General features: G+C 35.8%; 18 protein-coding genes. 6 read left to right on the forward strand and 12 right to left on the reverse strand.

Going from position 1 to position 14,262, the window contains the following annotated elements; translation table 11 throughout:
- Positions 1-69 precede the first annotated feature (69 nt).
- Positions 70-555: a hypothetical protein gene (locus MKY51_RS09790; protein WP_339171482.1), complete on the forward strand. Its 486-nt coding sequence runs from the start codon at positions 70-72 to the stop codon at positions 553-555.
- A 406-nt stretch (positions 556-961) separates the two neighbouring features.
- Positions 962-1,144 (forward strand): DUF4017 family protein, encoded by a 183-nt coding sequence (locus MKY51_RS09795; RefSeq protein WP_339176607.1) that lies wholly within the window; start codon positions 962-964, stop codon positions 1,142-1,144.
- An 80-nt stretch (positions 1,145-1,224) separates the two neighbouring features.
- On the opposite strand, the gene MKY51_RS09800 is transcribed toward MKY51_RS09795, so the two are convergent.
- The 4 genes from MKY51_RS09800 to MKY51_RS09815 form a co-directional block, all read right to left on the reverse strand.
- Positions 1,225-2,247 (reverse strand): CAP domain-containing protein, encoded by a 1,023-nt coding sequence (locus MKY51_RS09800; protein WP_339171484.1) that lies wholly within the window; start codon positions 2,245-2,247, stop codon positions 1,225-1,227.
- A 410-nt stretch (positions 2,248-2,657) separates the two neighbouring features.
- Entirely contained in the window at positions 2,658-3,227 is a 570-nt protein-coding gene (locus tag MKY51_RS09805) for a manganese efflux pump (protein ID WP_339171486.1), read from the reverse strand.
- A gap of 484 nt (positions 3,228-3,711) precedes the next feature.
- Complete coding sequence (locus tag MKY51_RS09810; RefSeq protein ID WP_339171489.1) at positions 3,712-4,155, reverse strand: NUDIX hydrolase; 444 nt, start codon at positions 4,153-4,155, stop codon at positions 3,712-3,714.
- A 29-nt stretch (positions 4,156-4,184) separates the two neighbouring features.
- Positions 4,185-4,592 (reverse strand): NUDIX hydrolase, encoded by a 408-nt coding sequence (locus tag MKY51_RS09815; protein WP_339171491.1) that lies wholly within the window; start codon positions 4,590-4,592, stop codon positions 4,185-4,187.
- Between the two features lie 140 nt (positions 4,593-4,732).
- Between MKY51_RS09815 and MKY51_RS09820 the strand changes: the two genes are divergently transcribed.
- Complete coding sequence (locus tag MKY51_RS09820; protein WP_339171495.1) at positions 4,733-5,299, forward strand: nucleotidyltransferase family protein; 567 nt, start codon at positions 4,733-4,735, stop codon at positions 5,297-5,299.
- A gap of 156 nt (positions 5,300-5,455) precedes the next feature.
- The gene (locus MKY51_RS09825) at positions 5,456-5,722 is read left to right on the forward strand and encodes a YesK family protein (protein ID WP_339171497.1); all 267 of its coding nucleotides are present in this window, start codon (positions 5,456-5,458) and stop codon (positions 5,720-5,722) included.
- A 100-nt stretch (positions 5,723-5,822) separates the two neighbouring features.
- Here the strand turns inward: MKY51_RS09825 and MKY51_RS09830 are convergent, their stop codons facing one another.
- From MKY51_RS09830 to MKY51_RS09855, 6 genes are all read right to left on the reverse strand, one after another.
- Complete coding sequence (locus tag MKY51_RS09830; protein WP_339171500.1) at positions 5,823-6,305, reverse strand: NUDIX domain-containing protein; 483 nt, start codon at positions 6,303-6,305, stop codon at positions 5,823-5,825.
- Between the two features lie 54 nt (positions 6,306-6,359).
- On the reverse strand, positions 6,360-6,764 hold the full coding sequence (locus tag MKY51_RS09835) for a hypothetical protein (protein WP_339171502.1): 405 nt from the start codon (positions 6,762-6,764) through the stop codon (positions 6,360-6,362).
- Positions 6,765-6,875: 111 nt separating this feature from the next.
- On the reverse strand, positions 6,876-7,433 hold the full coding sequence (locus tag MKY51_RS09840) for a hypothetical protein (RefSeq protein ID WP_339171505.1): 558 nt from the start codon (positions 7,431-7,433) through the stop codon (positions 6,876-6,878).
- A 322-nt stretch (positions 7,434-7,755) separates the two neighbouring features.
- Complete coding sequence (locus tag MKY51_RS09845; RefSeq protein WP_339171507.1) at positions 7,756-8,580, reverse strand: ABC transporter ATP-binding protein; 825 nt, start codon at positions 8,578-8,580, stop codon at positions 7,756-7,758.
- Positions 8,581-8,605: 25 nt separating this feature from the next.
- On the reverse strand, positions 8,606-9,661 hold the full coding sequence (locus MKY51_RS09850) for an iron ABC transporter permease (RefSeq protein WP_339171508.1): 1,056 nt from the start codon (positions 9,659-9,661) through the stop codon (positions 8,606-8,608).
- Positions 9,658-10,662: an iron ABC transporter permease gene (locus tag MKY51_RS09855; RefSeq protein ID WP_339171510.1), complete on the reverse strand. Its 1,005-nt coding sequence runs from the start codon at positions 10,660-10,662 to the stop codon at positions 9,658-9,660. Before MKY51_RS09855 ends, MKY51_RS09850 begins: the two co-directional genes overlap by 4 nt.
- A 184-nt stretch (positions 10,663-10,846) precedes the next feature.
- Here MKY51_RS09855 and MKY51_RS09860 point away from each other — a divergent pair, with 184 nt between their 5' ends.
- Positions 10,847-11,809, forward strand: coding sequence for an iron-siderophore ABC transporter substrate-binding protein (locus MKY51_RS09860; RefSeq protein ID WP_339171512.1), 963 nt, complete (start codon positions 10,847-10,849; stop codon positions 11,807-11,809).
- A 134-nt stretch (positions 11,810-11,943) separates the two neighbouring features.
- Here MKY51_RS09860 and blaI read toward each other — a convergent pair whose 3' ends face one another.
- Both blaI and MKY51_RS09870 read right to left on the reverse strand, forming a co-directional pair.
- Complete coding sequence (gene blaI, locus MKY51_RS09865; RefSeq protein WP_339171515.1) at positions 11,944-12,324, reverse strand: penicillinase repressor BlaI; 381 nt, start codon at positions 12,322-12,324, stop codon at positions 11,944-11,946.
- A 31-nt stretch (positions 12,325-12,355) separates the two neighbouring features.
- Positions 12,356-13,234: a BlaR1 family beta-lactam sensor/signal transducer gene (locus MKY51_RS09870; protein ID WP_339176609.1), complete on the reverse strand. Its 879-nt coding sequence runs from the start codon at positions 13,232-13,234 to the stop codon at positions 12,356-12,358.
- 52 nt (positions 13,235-13,286) lie between these two features.
- Between MKY51_RS09870 and bla the strand changes: the two genes are divergently transcribed.
- Positions 13,287-14,225, forward strand: a complete 939-nt coding sequence (gene bla, locus MKY51_RS09875; RefSeq protein ID WP_339171518.1) for a class A beta-lactamase — start codon at positions 13,287-13,289, stop codon at positions 14,223-14,225.
- Positions 14,226-14,262 lie beyond the last annotated feature (37 nt).

Genomic DNA, 14,262 nt, shown 5'->3' on the forward strand with positions numbered 1-14,262 from the left:
GGAATAGAGCCCTCTTATGGCAAAATAGATTATAGTTAAAATATTCCATTTAGTTAAGGAGGAACTCTTTTGTTTTTATATCATATGGTTATTCACCGTGATTTCTACGAAAATATAAGTCCCCAAACTGTTTTAAAGGAAGGATTAAATCACAAGACAGCAACTAAGTGGTATTCCAATAGTGCCAATCTATTTCCAGATTTAACGGACCGTTTTAGACCAGTAAATTTACCGAAATGGATTGATTTTAAAGTTGCTTTCGGAGTAGACCTAGAAGTTGACGATTGTCCCCACTATCGATTCCCAGTGTTTAGTGAGAAAATTTTGGTTTTCAACCGAGATATATCAAGTGATTTATTTGCTTATATAGAGGACATGTATGATGGTGGCAAAGGGCGTATAATTGAGGGATTGCCTTCAAAGGAAGATTTAGTGAAAAATTATTGGTCAAGTATGAACACTCTCGCAGATTATTTGAAAAATAAGCCTTTTAATAATCCTGAAGTTTATATTTTTGAACAAGTCCCTGCAAAGTTAATTGACTATATAGAGTGATTTCCTTTCATCAATTGGACGCAATTGTCGAACAAATTGCAACAATAAAATATGGCACGTAAAACGCACAGACAACACTGTGCGTTTTAGCGTTTTCTCCCCATCAACCGAACCCGTTAAATTTGGGCTGTTTTTCTTTTTCTCTCCTTTGAGTCTATTCACAAAATAGCCTTCGATAAAATTCATTTCAGTAGCTCAATATTATGTGAAATATTCCTTAGTTTCAATAATCCCCCATTTTGCTTATATTAGCTTACTATATTTTGGTGGTATAATGATAAAAAGCATAACCCTATTTGGAAATGAACTGAAAAGGTGCTGTACATTAAATATTCGGTTTAGTAAATATTTCAAGATATTTTGGCAGTCACTTAAATTTAATTATAAGGTGGTGAATTAACCGATGATGAAAAAAATTATCCCTCTATTAGTTTACTTAATTGTTTGTCTAATCGCTGTGATTCTACCAGCTTCTGATGGCTATAATACAATAGGTTGGAAATTGCTAGTAGGACAAATTTATGCGATACCCGCTTTAATCATTGCTATTTTGTTCTCTAAATTTCTGGGGAAAAGACTTACGCATTGATTTGAAAAATGCAGAATAAAAAATTAGGCTACTTAACGCCCATAGAATGGACGATAAGTAGCCTAATCGTATTTTTATTCTTATAGTTGGATAAATTGTTGTGTCCAATAGTAACCATCTTCAACAAAACCTACACCAATATGTGTGAAATTGGCATTCATAATGTTTTGACGGTGACCTGGTGAATCCATCCATGCTTGTACTACTTGTTGTGGTGTTCTTTGGCCTTGTGCAATGTTTTCTCCAGCAGAACGGTATGAAATCCCTGCAGATTTAATCTGATCGAACGGGCTTCCAAATGTCGGGCTTGTATGTGAAAAGTAATTATTTTTCGCCATATCTGCTGATTTCGCATGAGCTACACCCATTAATGACGTGTGCATTTCAAGCGGTTTTAAACCTGCTTTTGTACGTTCTGCATTTGTTAAGTCTACCACTTGTTTTTCAAATTCAGAAACTGACTGACTAGCATTGTTCGTAGTAGTTTTTACTGGTGCCTCTGTTTGTTGGTTATTTGAGTTTGATGGTGCTTGTGTATTATTGTTATTTGTCACAGGTGTTGCCTGTGTATTTGTCGTTGTTTCTGGTGCAGTTGTTTCTTTTGCTGGTGCTTGCTCTTCTTTTACATCATTGTTCGTTGTAACCGGTGTTGCTTTTTCTTCTGTTGATGCTTCAGGTGCTTTTGCATCGTTATTTTCTGTAACAGTTTGAGCTTTTTCTTCTTTTACTGGTGCTTGAGCTTGAGGTGCTTTATCCTCTTTTTCCACTGTTTTAGTAGTCGTTTCTTTTTGTGCTTCTTTATTAGTAGTAGTTTTTTGTGTATTTACTACTTTGCCCTCTTTAACTATTTTATTAGTATCAATATTAACTAAAGCTTTATTAATCGCATCTTTTGATAAAATCCCGAATTCGCCTTTTACTGAAATTTGCTTAATTAATTTTAAAGCCAACTCTTGATAATGATCACCTTTAATAAGTTGAATATGTTGAGTATTTGCACCTTTATTTTCTTCTTTATTTATATCTGCTGCATTAGCCGCAGTAATAGATGTTGCAAATAATGTTGCTGCACATAGTGATGTTGCTAACCATTTTTTATTCATTTTTGAATTCCTCCTCTTCTACACAAACTATGTTACAGTAGAAAATACGTAATAAATGGTCCATAAACTGGTAAGAATAGCATTCTATTAATAAATTCCATAAAATCAATGGGTTCGAAACTGTTAAATTCACAAAATCATCCAGAAAAAAAGTATACTTCCACTGAATAAATATTGACAGATTTTATGATTTATACAAATACGTATTACTATTACGTATGTTACAAGAAGATTACAAGTTATGGACTTTATTTCAATATTTTTTGGAACTAATTGGGATTCAGTGGGTTATATAATATACATAATTAAAAGCCGCTTACCTTTAATAAGGAAAGCGGCCGTATATTACGGAAATTCAATTGCTGAATTTCATTTAGAATTCTGTAGGGTTATGAAAATATGCATTGAACTTAAACAAGCATTTCATAAAGACCTATTATAATAAGTAACCAACCGGAAATCGATGTCGAATACTTACCGATAAAAGTTTTATTAAGGAGATAACCAAAATGGCTGCCGATTCCAATTGTCACTAAAGAGAAGAATCCTATAGAGAGAACGGTCCAAAGAGCTGAAATGCCGTTTGCACCAATCCCCAGTCCACTTGCCATACAGTTCAATGATAAAATAAGTCCAAGGTATATTGCTTCTCTCCAAGAAATGACATGATTATCATCCCAATCAATTAGTTCCGGATTTTTAAATGGTTCCGGATTAGTTAATCTTTTGGAAAATAATGTCCATAACCCTATTACACATAATAAAGAACTTCCTACATAGTTGGCCATATTTGGTGAAATATATTCGCTTAACGTACCGCCAGCTATTACTGCAAAATAAGTAAAAGTCATGGAAATAAAAGCAATGATTATGTTTGATAAAATAGGGATTCTTGTATCTTTTACTCCATAAGCCAATCCAATCCCCAAATTATCTAAATTAGCCGCTAGTCCAACAATAATAATGGTGACCCAATGCATAATACCCTCCCAAAAAACCTGTCATACCTTTTACCTTATGCAGAAGAAAAACTTTTGTTCAATCAGAGGCCTTGGAAACCTTGCGAATAAGTGCAGTGGTTTAAATTATGGTTATCCAAAAGGACATTTAAAGATAATAGAGGAATATTAGGAGTGAGAACCGGGGTGTAGGCATGATAAAAATGAAAATAATCACGATTAGCTTTATAATCGCTTTGATTTTTGGCTTACCATTTAAATGGATTCAGTATAAGGGAGATCAGATGGTATCAATATTTGAAGCCTATAACTTAGGAATGACGAATGTATTTTTCGATTTTTCTCTGTTATTTATAATACATTTATTATTTTTCTACTTTGGAAATGGATTTCAAAAATTTACACTAAACCTTCCTATACAAAAAACTACGTTAATAATAAAAAATAGCCAATTAACTGAGACGTTCAGTTAGTTGGCTATTGTTTGGTATCAAACGGTACTATATTACTTTATGTATCCAATCTTTTCTAAAATTTTTCGAGTTGTATAATTTAAATTAGGTAAAGAATCTAGTGAAAAATATGCAAGCTCTAAACTTTCTTCATCTTTTCTCATTTCTCCGCCTATCTCCACAGCCTTGTAAATAACAGTAGCATTATATATTTCATCCCCATGAGGAAATTTATAATAAAACTCTTTACCAGAAGCTACACCTAATATTTCTAATTGATTTGTAATTAGCCCTGTTTCTTCATACAATTCTTTTATAGCTGTCTCTTCAAAACTGTCCCCCAACTCCATACCGCCTCCAGGAATTCCCCAATCTTTTGTGTCTGAGCGTAATTGTAATAATAACTCATTCTCCTCATTCATCACAATGATTGCCGATCCGGGTGCAATAATCGGTCTTGTTCCAATAATACTTCTAAGCGATTTAATATAGCCCATCTTTTTCTCCTTTTGAATATAGTCTTATTTTAATTTCCCTCGTAATTTGAAATTAAGTTTTCAATAATTATTTGGTCTTCAGGATATGTATGAATTATTTTGGAAATTTCATCGCTATTCTTCCAAGCAATTTCTTCAATTTCTTCATCGGGGTCCTGATATTGAATATTCCCACCCGTTATTTCACACAAAAAATATTTTGTCGTTACTTTATATTCTTTAATAATTGTTTTTTTAGTATGTAATTCTTTTACAATCTTTGCTTCATATCCCGTTTCTTCTGCAATTTCACGTATGCAAGCTCCCTCTGCAGTTTCACCCATTTCTACTCCCCCGGAAGGAATGTTCCAACTATTAGAACCTTTTGTACGTATCATTAATACATGGTTGTTTTTAATAATAATGGCAGATGCTCCATTCCAATATTTATATTGCACATCCCTAACCACCTATTTTTATAATTTTTACCAATTATAACATTAACTTCCCCAAAATCATTATGAATATTCTACCTTGTGGTTTAATGTGTTAACATAGGAATATACGTTCGAATTGTCATAAGGGGGATACATTCAATTTGTTAAATAGTACAGATGATATTATCGAATTAATCAAAAGCGATGAAAATATGATTGAAATTATAAAATTGGTAAGTACATTAAATCTGCCTGACTGGTGGATTTGTGCGGGATTTGTACGTTCGAAAATCTGGGATACGTTACACGGATTTAATAATCGCACTGAAATTCCAGATGTTGATGTTATCTATTTTGATAAATTGAATATAGATGAAATTTATGAAAAGGAATTAGAGGCTAATTTGAGTTGTAAAATGCCTAATATCCCCTGGTCAGTTAAAAATGAAGCAAGAATGCACATCATCAATAACCTGCCTCCTTATACTTCTTCGGAAGATGCAATTTCAAAGTTTCCGGAAACTGCGACTGCATTAGGAATAAAGTTAGACAAGGAAAATAATTTAGTTCTTACTTGTCCGTACGGAATAGATGATGTGATAAATTTAAAAGTGAAGCCAACTCCATATTTTAAGGAAACAAAAGAACTTGCTTCAATTTATGAAAATCGAATTAAAACAAAGAATTGGCAGACTATTTGGCATAAAATTAAAGTTTATCCCTTATAAAATTTGGGACACCCCCCACATAATCCGGGTGAAGAAATTACACATTTAGCATTTTATAGGTGGCAAAGCGAATGATATTACGATACATTAATAATAGAAAGTAATATAAATAATGAATTGCTCAGGTTACGGAATACCATAACAGGAGGTAATTAAATGAATGCTTTGATGTTAGAGGGATGGACGCCAATATTACTTTGTGGAATTGTGTTTGCAATTGGAATGTATATTACATCCCGTAAAGTTTCAAAAAAAGTAGTACTTTTAACCGCCACTGTCTTAAGTCTAATTAGTGTTGGATTAATTATTTTTAGCAAGGATGTTGTCGGAGGCTGGGATGGTATCTTTTTGGCTTACTTCACGATTACCTGTTTTGCAGGCGTGTGGATAGGTACTTTTGTTGGCACTCTCTCAAAAAGGTAAACTAAATCTTTTATTTACACTACCTAGAATACGGCAGAAAGACACAAGTGTTGTAATTACAACGTTTTGTGTCTTTCCTTATGACTATTGGTTATGAGGATTATAAAGTACAATCCAGGATTTCCTGATAAAGAATATTCCATTTTGGATAATAGTTAGAAATGTCCTTAGGATTAATAAAGATCCGTTGAGAAGATTCATGTCTTCCTTCAAATGGTAAGAGCTTTTTAATATCCATTTTGTAAAACACTTGATAACCCACTTTTGGATATGGATTGCTTTCTTCCCAATTTGGATTTTCCGTATGGTCTACAACTATGTACCCCAACAACTTACATTCACCTTCAATATAACCTTCTTCCAAAGCTTCCCGTTTAAAGCATTCTTCTGGGGTTTCCTCAGGTTCAATGTGTCCTCCCGGGAAATCCCATCCCCTATCGATTAAGTCGACTAATAACAGCTGATCTTCCCAAAAACAAAATCCATGTACACTTGTAATTAAATCATTTGGAGGGAGTACACTATTTTTCTCCCAAGTCAATTTAACTCTTGATTCTCCCCAATTAACATATGTTGTAGTCATATTTCTCCTCCTATTATGATGCTTTCCTTTCGGTAAAGGCTTATTTATAAATTTTCATTCTTTTGAACTCTTAATTTCAAACTCCTCGTAATTTTCACCCCATGAGACAGTTATTATTCCTACTTCGTTTCCTTCCAAAGTAGAAGCATTCAGATTACCAGGACTAACAATATATAATGGTTCGCTTGCATCCTTAACTATGAAAGTTTCTGAACCACTTTTTTCTCCAATTTTATATGTAACTTGTATTGCTTCTCCATTTGCTAATTTATCAATTTCGCCTTTGTAATTTATTTTTATCTCATATTCACTATGATTTTCATCATTTTTGATTTTGACTTTATACTTATAATCGATCGCCCAATTATCACTTTCTCCAACATACTCATGACTTCTCGTTTCATAATTACAACCAGATAAAAGGAAAACACAAATGACTAAACATAAAATTCTTTTCACGCTTCCATCTCCTTCCCCCTTAATAAAAAGCTGAATTCCAACCGTTATTTTTGGCTAACAGTTAGAATTCAGTTCATTAACCTTTCAGATTAGCCAATCATCCTTATTAAATTACATTTTCTCACGCTCTATAAATTCTACATTGTTTTGTTTTGCCACTCTGTAGATTTCATTTTTATCTTCATGTAGGAACTGATCATTTAAAGGAATTCGAATAGAATTTCCATCAACTGAAGTGAAAATGTATTCTTCATGTGTACCGATATCATCTACGTAATATTCGAGCACTACTTCTTCAATTTCAGACCATTGAAATGTTTTGCCATCGAACAATTTGTTTGAAACCACTTGTTCATTTCCTATATACGTATAACTTAAGATTGATAAATAGAATACGAAGAGGGCACCTGCAATAATAATACTTGAAAGGCTATAAAAGAGTTTGTTCTGTTTGATTACCGGAATCATTAATCCGATAAATAATATAAAGCAAGCAGCCATTACGAGTCTAAAATTAATTCCATCCGGATAAAGGATAATTGCCATTCTATCAAATATAAATGTTTGAACATAGAACACCGGTAATATTGCTCCGACAACAGGTATGCTGATAAGTGCGACGATGGCGAGCACTAAAAAGATTAGACGAGGGGAGTAATGAGTTCGCATTTTAATTCCTCCTTTGAATTAAATATGAATAAGGATTTGTTTTATTAACTACTCTACGAATAAGTTGGTATAAAGTTTCAATTTTCTGATATTATTACCATTAAATTCCATTGTTCTCATTGAATTCAACCTTCTATGATAAAATTCTTGAGACAAAAAGGAGTCCTCTAATTTAAAACATAATTTGTTAGCTTCAGGATAATGGACACGTTTGCTTTTCATCAATGACCTAATTCATTTCATAAAAAAAGACACTTTCCTTCTTCAAGGTAAGTGTCTCAAGGGATATATCAGATAATTTCTTATTGACCGCCATCTGAATTTATAATACATGTGCTATTTCTCTTTGTTTAAGTATGCATCTCCCTTTTCCGCAAGGGATACACATTGGTGTTCCAAAAAGAGGATCTATAGTAACTTCACATTCCATTCCAAATACTTTTTCTACTAAAATTCTGTCTATTATATTCTCAGGTTTACCTTGAGCAAAAATTTCTTTATTTTTAATTGCGACAACATTATGTGCATATCGACAAGCCAAGTTCAAATCGTGCAGCACCATCACAATTGTTCTATTTTCTTTCTCATTCAATTCAAATAGTAAATCAAGAATTTCAATTTGATGGGCCATATCCAAGTAGGTTGTTGGTTCATCAAGAAGAATTATTTCCGTGTCCTGAGCCAATGTCATGGCAATCCATGCCCTTTGGCGTTGTCCTCCTGAGAGGGAATCTACTTCTCGGTCTTTTAAATCTTCTATCCCTGTAGCTTTTAATGCTTCATTTACTTTTTCCTCATCTTCCTCCGTCCATTGTTTTAACCATGTTTGATGAGGATAGCGGCCTTGTTTTACAAGCTGAAGAACGGTAAGCCCTTCAGGAGCAACAGAAGATTGCGGAAGAATGGCCATCTGTTTTGCGATATCTTTCGTTGACATCTTCGCAATTGCAGTTCCTTCTAAATATACAGCTCCTGTTTTTGGCTTTAACAGTCGGGCAATAGAGCGAAGAAGCGTTGATTTACCGCAACCGTTCCCCCCAATAAAAACAGTGATTTCCCCTTTTGGGATGAGTAAATCCATTTCTTCAATAATAATGGAATCTCCATATGAAAGTGTTAACTCTTTCGTTTCAATTGCTTGGGCCATCTTGGTCAACTCCTTAAACATTCATTCATGAATTTCTTGTCCGATATAGTAAATAGATAAAATAAGGCGCACCGATTGCGGATGTAAAGACCCCAGCTGGGATTTCCAAAGGAGAAAATAGTGTTCGGCCAGCTAAGTCTGCCAACATCACTAAAATTCCACCTATAAGCGCTGAAACTGGCAATAAAGCACCGAAGGACGAACCAACCAACCTTCTTGCCATGTGCGGTGCCATTAAACCAACAAAACCGATTCCCCCCGCAAAAGCAACCGAGACACCTATTAATGCCGTACTAACAATCATAAAAAATATACGTTGACGCTGAACATGGCTACCGACACCGGTCGCAATTTCATCTCCTAGTTCTTGAATATTCATGTTCCTTGTCATGAACATAGCAATTAAAACGAGAGATACAGCCAATGGAACCAGTACACTGACATTCCCCCAAGTAGATCCATTTACAGTACCGGTAATCCAAATATTTGCCTGACTGGCACGATAGATAGGGCCCATAACCATCAATAATGTTGTTAAAGCCTGCATAAGAGCAGATATCCCAATTCCAATTAATATGAGACGAAATGGAGATACACCATTTTTCCATGCTAATATATATACGAGCCCTGCAATTACACCGGCTCCTATAAATGCAGCTAAAGGCATCCATTTAATACTTACAGTTAATGCATTGTTTTCATCACTGAAAAAGGCTAAAAATCCTACCACTGCAACTGCCGCTCCTCCTGTAATGCCGAGAATATCCGGAGAAGCCAATGGATTTCGAATCATCCCCTGTAGAATTCCACCCGCAACAGCCAACGAAATGCCTACCATAAGCGCAACAATGATGCGTGGCAAACGAAATGAAGTCACTACCAGTTGTTCCATATCCGTCCCACCGCCAAAAAATACTTTTATTACTGTGAGCGGACTAATTTTCATATCGCCTATTCCTGTACTGATAATAAATATAATTGCGGCTATAATTGCGGTTATGGCAAAAACTTTTATTGCTCGTCTATCCAATAAAAACGAAATTTTTCCGTTAAAAAATCTAATGGTCTTATGATTACTCATTTTGCATTAAACCCCTTTCTAGCAATATAGATAAAGAATGGAGTTCCAATAATTGCCGTCATAACCCCTACCGGAACCTCTTGAGGCATGATGATATAACGGGCTAAAATATCAGATGCAAGCAACAAAATGCCACCGAGAATACCTGAAAACGGAATCAACCAACGATGGTCAATACCGACAATTGATCTTGCTACATGCGGGATAACGATTCCTATAAATCCAATGGGACCGGCAATGGCTACTGCCCCGCCGGATAATAGAATAATCACAATGGCCATCCACACTTTTAACAAACCTGTTCGAAGCCCCAAACTCTTAGCGACATCTTCTCCCATCGATAGAACATTCATTTTTGGGGAAATCAGCATAGCACCTAACCATCCAAAAATTAAATAGGGTAAAACCGATATTAATATTTCTAACTTTCGGCCTTGAACAGAACCGGCTAACCAAAATAAAACCTGCTCCAGAGCAGATTCATCAAGAACAAGAAACCCCTGTGTAAAAGAAGAAAACATGGCTGCCGTAGCTGCACCTGCTAACGTTAACTTAATCGGTGTCAGCCCTTCTCTTCCAATCGAACCGATAACATATACTCCAATTGCAGCAATGGCCGCCCCCAAAAATGCTACCCATGCAATCGCTTGTAAATTTCCCATCGAAAATACGGTTATTCCAATAACAACTGCAAAACCGGCACCGGCATTTACCCCAAATATATCCGGAGATGCAAGTGGGTTTTTCGTTAATGTCTGCATTAAGACACCGGCTATAGCCAGACTGATGCCGACTGTTGCAGCAATTAACGCCCTTGGTAGTCTGAGCGTTGTAATGACTAGATGTTCGTTTGAACCATTATTATGTTGAAAAGCATCCAAGGCGATCTTCCAAGTTGTATCTGTATAACCATATACGATACTTCCACACATTAATAATAAGAATAATAAGATAGCAAAAAGGAGCCCCGCTACCCTCCACCCATTTGATTTTAATAGCATATTTATTACCTTTCGAAGTAAATCTTAAAGTTTTATATTTCTGAAATCAGTTTATTGTAAGGACTACTACTCTGTCAATGATTTTGAGAATCATTTTCAATTAATCGTTGACACCCTCTTTAGGAGCACTTAAGATATTCACATGAATGATAATAATTATCATTACATTGAAGGAGGAATACATATGAAATCGAAATCTATTCTATCGATCCTTTCTATCATGTTTATTTTGATCTTAACGGCATGTGGTGGAAGTAATGACAACGGATCCGAAGAGAATGCTAGTGATTCAAAGAAAGAAGATACAAGCTATACGGTTGAACATGCAATGGGTACAACAACAATAGCGAAAACTCCCGAAAGAGTAGTTATTTTAACAAATGAAGGTACGGAAGCCCTTCTTGAGCTGGGAGTAACACCTGTAGGCGCTGTTCAATCATGGACAGGTGATCCTTGGTATGATTATATTGCAGATGAGATGAAAGATACTAAAGTGGTTGGTTTGGAAAGTGAGGTAAACGTCGAGGCAATCGCTGCATTGCAACCTGACTTAATTATTGGCAATAAAATGCGCCAGGAAGGAATATACGAACAACTAAGCGCAATCGCTCCAACTGTATTTGCGGATGATTTACGCGGTAACTGGAAAAACAATTTCGAACTTTACTCAAAAGCTGTGAATAAAGAAGAGAAAGGTAAAGAAGTGATCGAGACTTACGATACTAGAATTGCTGACTTAAAAGAACAGCTTGGCGATAAATTAACTATGAAAGTCTCAATGGTCCGCTTTATGGCCGGAGATGTGCGTATTTATCAAAAGGATTCTTTTTCCGGCGTTATTTTAGATCAACTTGGATTTGCAAGACCTGAGAGTCAGGATGTTGATGATTTTGCAATTAAAGGTGCCACAAAGGAACAGATGCCATTAATGGATGGCGATATTCTGTTTTACTTTACTTACGAAACTGGGGACGGAGCTGCTTCTGATCTTGAAAATGAATGGTTAGAGGATCCTCTATTTAACAATCTGGAAGTTGCGCAAAGAGGAGAAGTATATAAGGTTGATGATGTTATTTGGAATACTGCTGGCGGTGTAAAGGCTGCTAACATTATGCTCGATGATATTGAAAAGACCTTTCTAAAATAGGAGTGTAATCTACTTACATGTCAAAAAAACATCGATTCTGTCCTTAAGAGTCGATGTTTTTTAGCTTTCCAATCGGGTCGAAAATATGATAGCTTGGGTCTTTTTCATAAAGTCCCATTGCATTTTAATTTAGTTTATTTTTTGGGCTTCGGATCCAATATTGAGCGCAATTCCTTAATATCCTCATCAGATAAGGAATCTTCCTGGATAAACTGGACTAGCATCGATTTTAAAGTACCACCATAAATTCGCTTCACAAATGATTCCGCTTCTGCATGTTGGCATTCATCCTGCGTATAAAGCGGGTAAAAAGTATAAATCCGCTGCTCTTTATTCACACCCACCGCATTCTTTTTGACAAGGCGATCCAAAAGGCTACGTATTGTTTTAGGTTTCCAATCCGTGCGTTCTTGCAGATTGGAAATTATCTCATTGGCAGTAAGAGGTGCCTCTTTCCAGAGTACCGTCATTATCTCCCATTCGGATTCCGAGATATTAGGAATTTTTTTTGACACACCGTTCCATCTCCTTTTTATCGAGCTTCACTTAATATATCCCCTTCTCTTTCAAAATGGATAAAGTGATTTCTGCCGCCCTTTTTCCGGAGGCATTTTCTTCATTCTGTATATTGGTTGCAAAGTAATACGTATTTTCCGCACTCTCTACATACCCGATGAACCAACCATTTATTTCATTGCCATTAACGGTCCCTGTACCTGTTTTTCCATAAAGTTCCCTACTATTTCTTTGTTCAAGTTTCATTGCTTCTTTCACGGTTTGGATATTTTCTTCCTTGAATCCTAACTGATTGGTAGATAAGCTTTTTAATAATTGAACCTGTTCTACCGGAGAAATTTTCAAGGATGACTCGAGCCAAAATTGATCGATTCCTCCAGACATGTCGGAATTACCATATTTGAGTTGCTTCAAATAGGATTGAATTGTTTCTGCCTCGTTTCTTTTATCAATGTCCTGAAAATACCAAGTTACTGAATTTTGCATCGCCATTGATAAATTTTGATTAGAATTCCACGATTCGAACGGATATTGGGTACCATTCCATTTAATTATTGAATTATTAGCTGATATCACTTGGGATTCTAATCCAAACAATGCACTATATATTTTGTAAGTAGAGTTCGGGGATACTCTTAAAGTGCTTTTTTCTTCATTATAAATGTGATATTGATCCGCTTGGCTATCATATAACACAAAGCTACCTTCAAAGTTGGCAAACTCCTCACTTAAGTCCATATAAAGCACGTTTTCATTTTTAAAATTATAATGAGTAGAATCATTTGCCATGGCAGAAATGATTGGAATCTGACCAGCAACCAGTACCCCTAAAACAGTGAAAATTACTGTACTTTTCAGTTTTAAAAGCATAGTTTCTGTTTTAAAGGATGCTAATACAGAAAGGTGGATTCAACCAAGGTCTATTAGCTTTATTATTAATTAAAGAAATGAGGAAACTATTATGATGAGTTCATTTTCTAGGCGACATAAATTAATATCAACTCTATTTTTATCAATGTTAACGATTATCACGCTGGCTGGCTGCACAAATGGAGATTCAACAACTGCTTCCCCTTCCAATCAGGAAACTAATGAGACAGAGGGAAAACATTCTACAGAAGAGGCGTTTTCACAATTGGAAAACCAGTTTGATGCACGTCTCGGCGTTTATGCCGTTGATACCGAAACTGAAAAGAGCATCTCCTATCGTGCAGATGAACGATTCGCTTTCGCCTCAACATACAAGGCGCTTGCTGCAGGTGCAATTCTTGCCAAAAACGAGATAAAAGATCTTGACCGAATCATTTCGTACAATAAGGAAGACTTAGTTACATATTCACCTGTTACAGAAAATCACGTAGATACAGGAATGTCATTAAGTGATATTTCAGAAGCTGCCATCCGTTACAGTGACAATACGGCAGGTAACCTACTGTTCAATGAGCTTGAAGGTCCTGCAGGATTTGAATCGATCCTTAGGGAAATCGGCGATACGGAGACGGAATCTGAGCGATTCGAGCCTGATTTAAACTTTATTACGCCGGGAGAGTCTCGCGACACAAGTACACCAAAAGCACTTGCCCAAAGTCTAAAGGCATTCACACTTGATGACGTGCTTTCTTCAGAAAAACAGTCACTCATGAACGATTGGCTTATCGGAAATGCTACGGGAGACAAATTAATCCGCGCTGGTGTCCCCGAAGGTTGGATTGTGGGGGATAAAAGTGGAGCTGGTGCTTACGGAACAAGAAATGACATTGCCATAGTATGGCCGCCAGACCGCAAACCAATTGTAATCGCCATACTATCTGACCGTGAGACAGCTGACGCCACTTATGATGATGCGCTTATTGCTGAAGCTGCAAAAATCGTTATCGACACGCTAAAAGTAACCGATTAACTCTTATGGTAGCTAAAGTTTTTATAGTTTATCTATT

The sequence above is a fragment of the Solibacillus sp. FSL R5-0691 genome (assembly GCF_037974225.1).
Lineage (GTDB): Bacteria > Bacillota > Bacilli > Bacillales_A > Planococcaceae > Solibacillus.

What these genes read in the sequence shown, in the direction of transcription:
- MKY51_RS09805 (WP_339171486.1), bottom strand. Translation starts at nt 3,227, where the DNA reads ATGCATTGGGTCACCATTATTATTGTTGGACTAGCGGCTAATTTAGAT.
- MKY51_RS09850 (WP_339171508.1), bottom strand. Translation starts at nt 9,661, where the DNA reads ATGAGTAATCATAAGACCATTAGATTTTTTAACGGAAAAATTTCGTTT.
- MKY51_RS09860 (WP_339171512.1), top strand. Translation starts at nt 10,847, where the DNA reads ATGAAATCGAAATCTATTCTATCGATCCTTTCTATCATGTTTATTTTG.
- MKY51_RS09845 (WP_339171507.1), bottom strand. Translation starts at nt 8,580, where the DNA reads ATGGCCCAAGCAATTGAAACGAAAGAGTTAACACTTTCATATGGAGAT.
- bla (WP_339171518.1), top strand. Translation starts at nt 13,287, where the DNA reads ATGATGAGTTCATTTTCTAGGCGACATAAATTAATATCAACTCTATTT.
- MKY51_RS09810 (WP_339171489.1), bottom strand. Translation starts at nt 4,155, where the DNA reads ATGGGCTATATTAAATCGCTTAGAAGTATTATTGGAACAAGACCGATT.
- MKY51_RS09825 (WP_339171497.1), top strand. Translation starts at nt 5,456, where the DNA reads ATGAATGCTTTGATGTTAGAGGGATGGACGCCAATATTACTTTGTGGA.
- MKY51_RS09800 (WP_339171484.1), bottom strand. Translation starts at nt 2,247, where the DNA reads ATGAATAAAAAATGGTTAGCAACATCACTATGTGCAGCAACATTATTT.
- MKY51_RS09830 (WP_339171500.1), bottom strand. Translation starts at nt 6,305, where the DNA reads ATGACTACAACATATGTTAATTGGGGAGAATCAAGAGTTAAATTGACT.
- MKY51_RS09795 (WP_339176607.1), top strand. Translation starts at nt 962, where the DNA reads ATGAAAAAAATTATCCCTCTATTAGTTTACTTAATTGTTTGTCTAATC.
- MKY51_RS09840 (WP_339171505.1), bottom strand. Translation starts at nt 7,433, where the DNA reads ATGCGAACTCATTACTCCCCTCGTCTAATCTTTTTAGTGCTCGCCATC.
- MKY51_RS09855 (WP_339171510.1), bottom strand. Translation starts at nt 10,662, where the DNA reads ATGCTATTAAAATCAAATGGGTGGAGGGTAGCGGGGCTCCTTTTTGCT.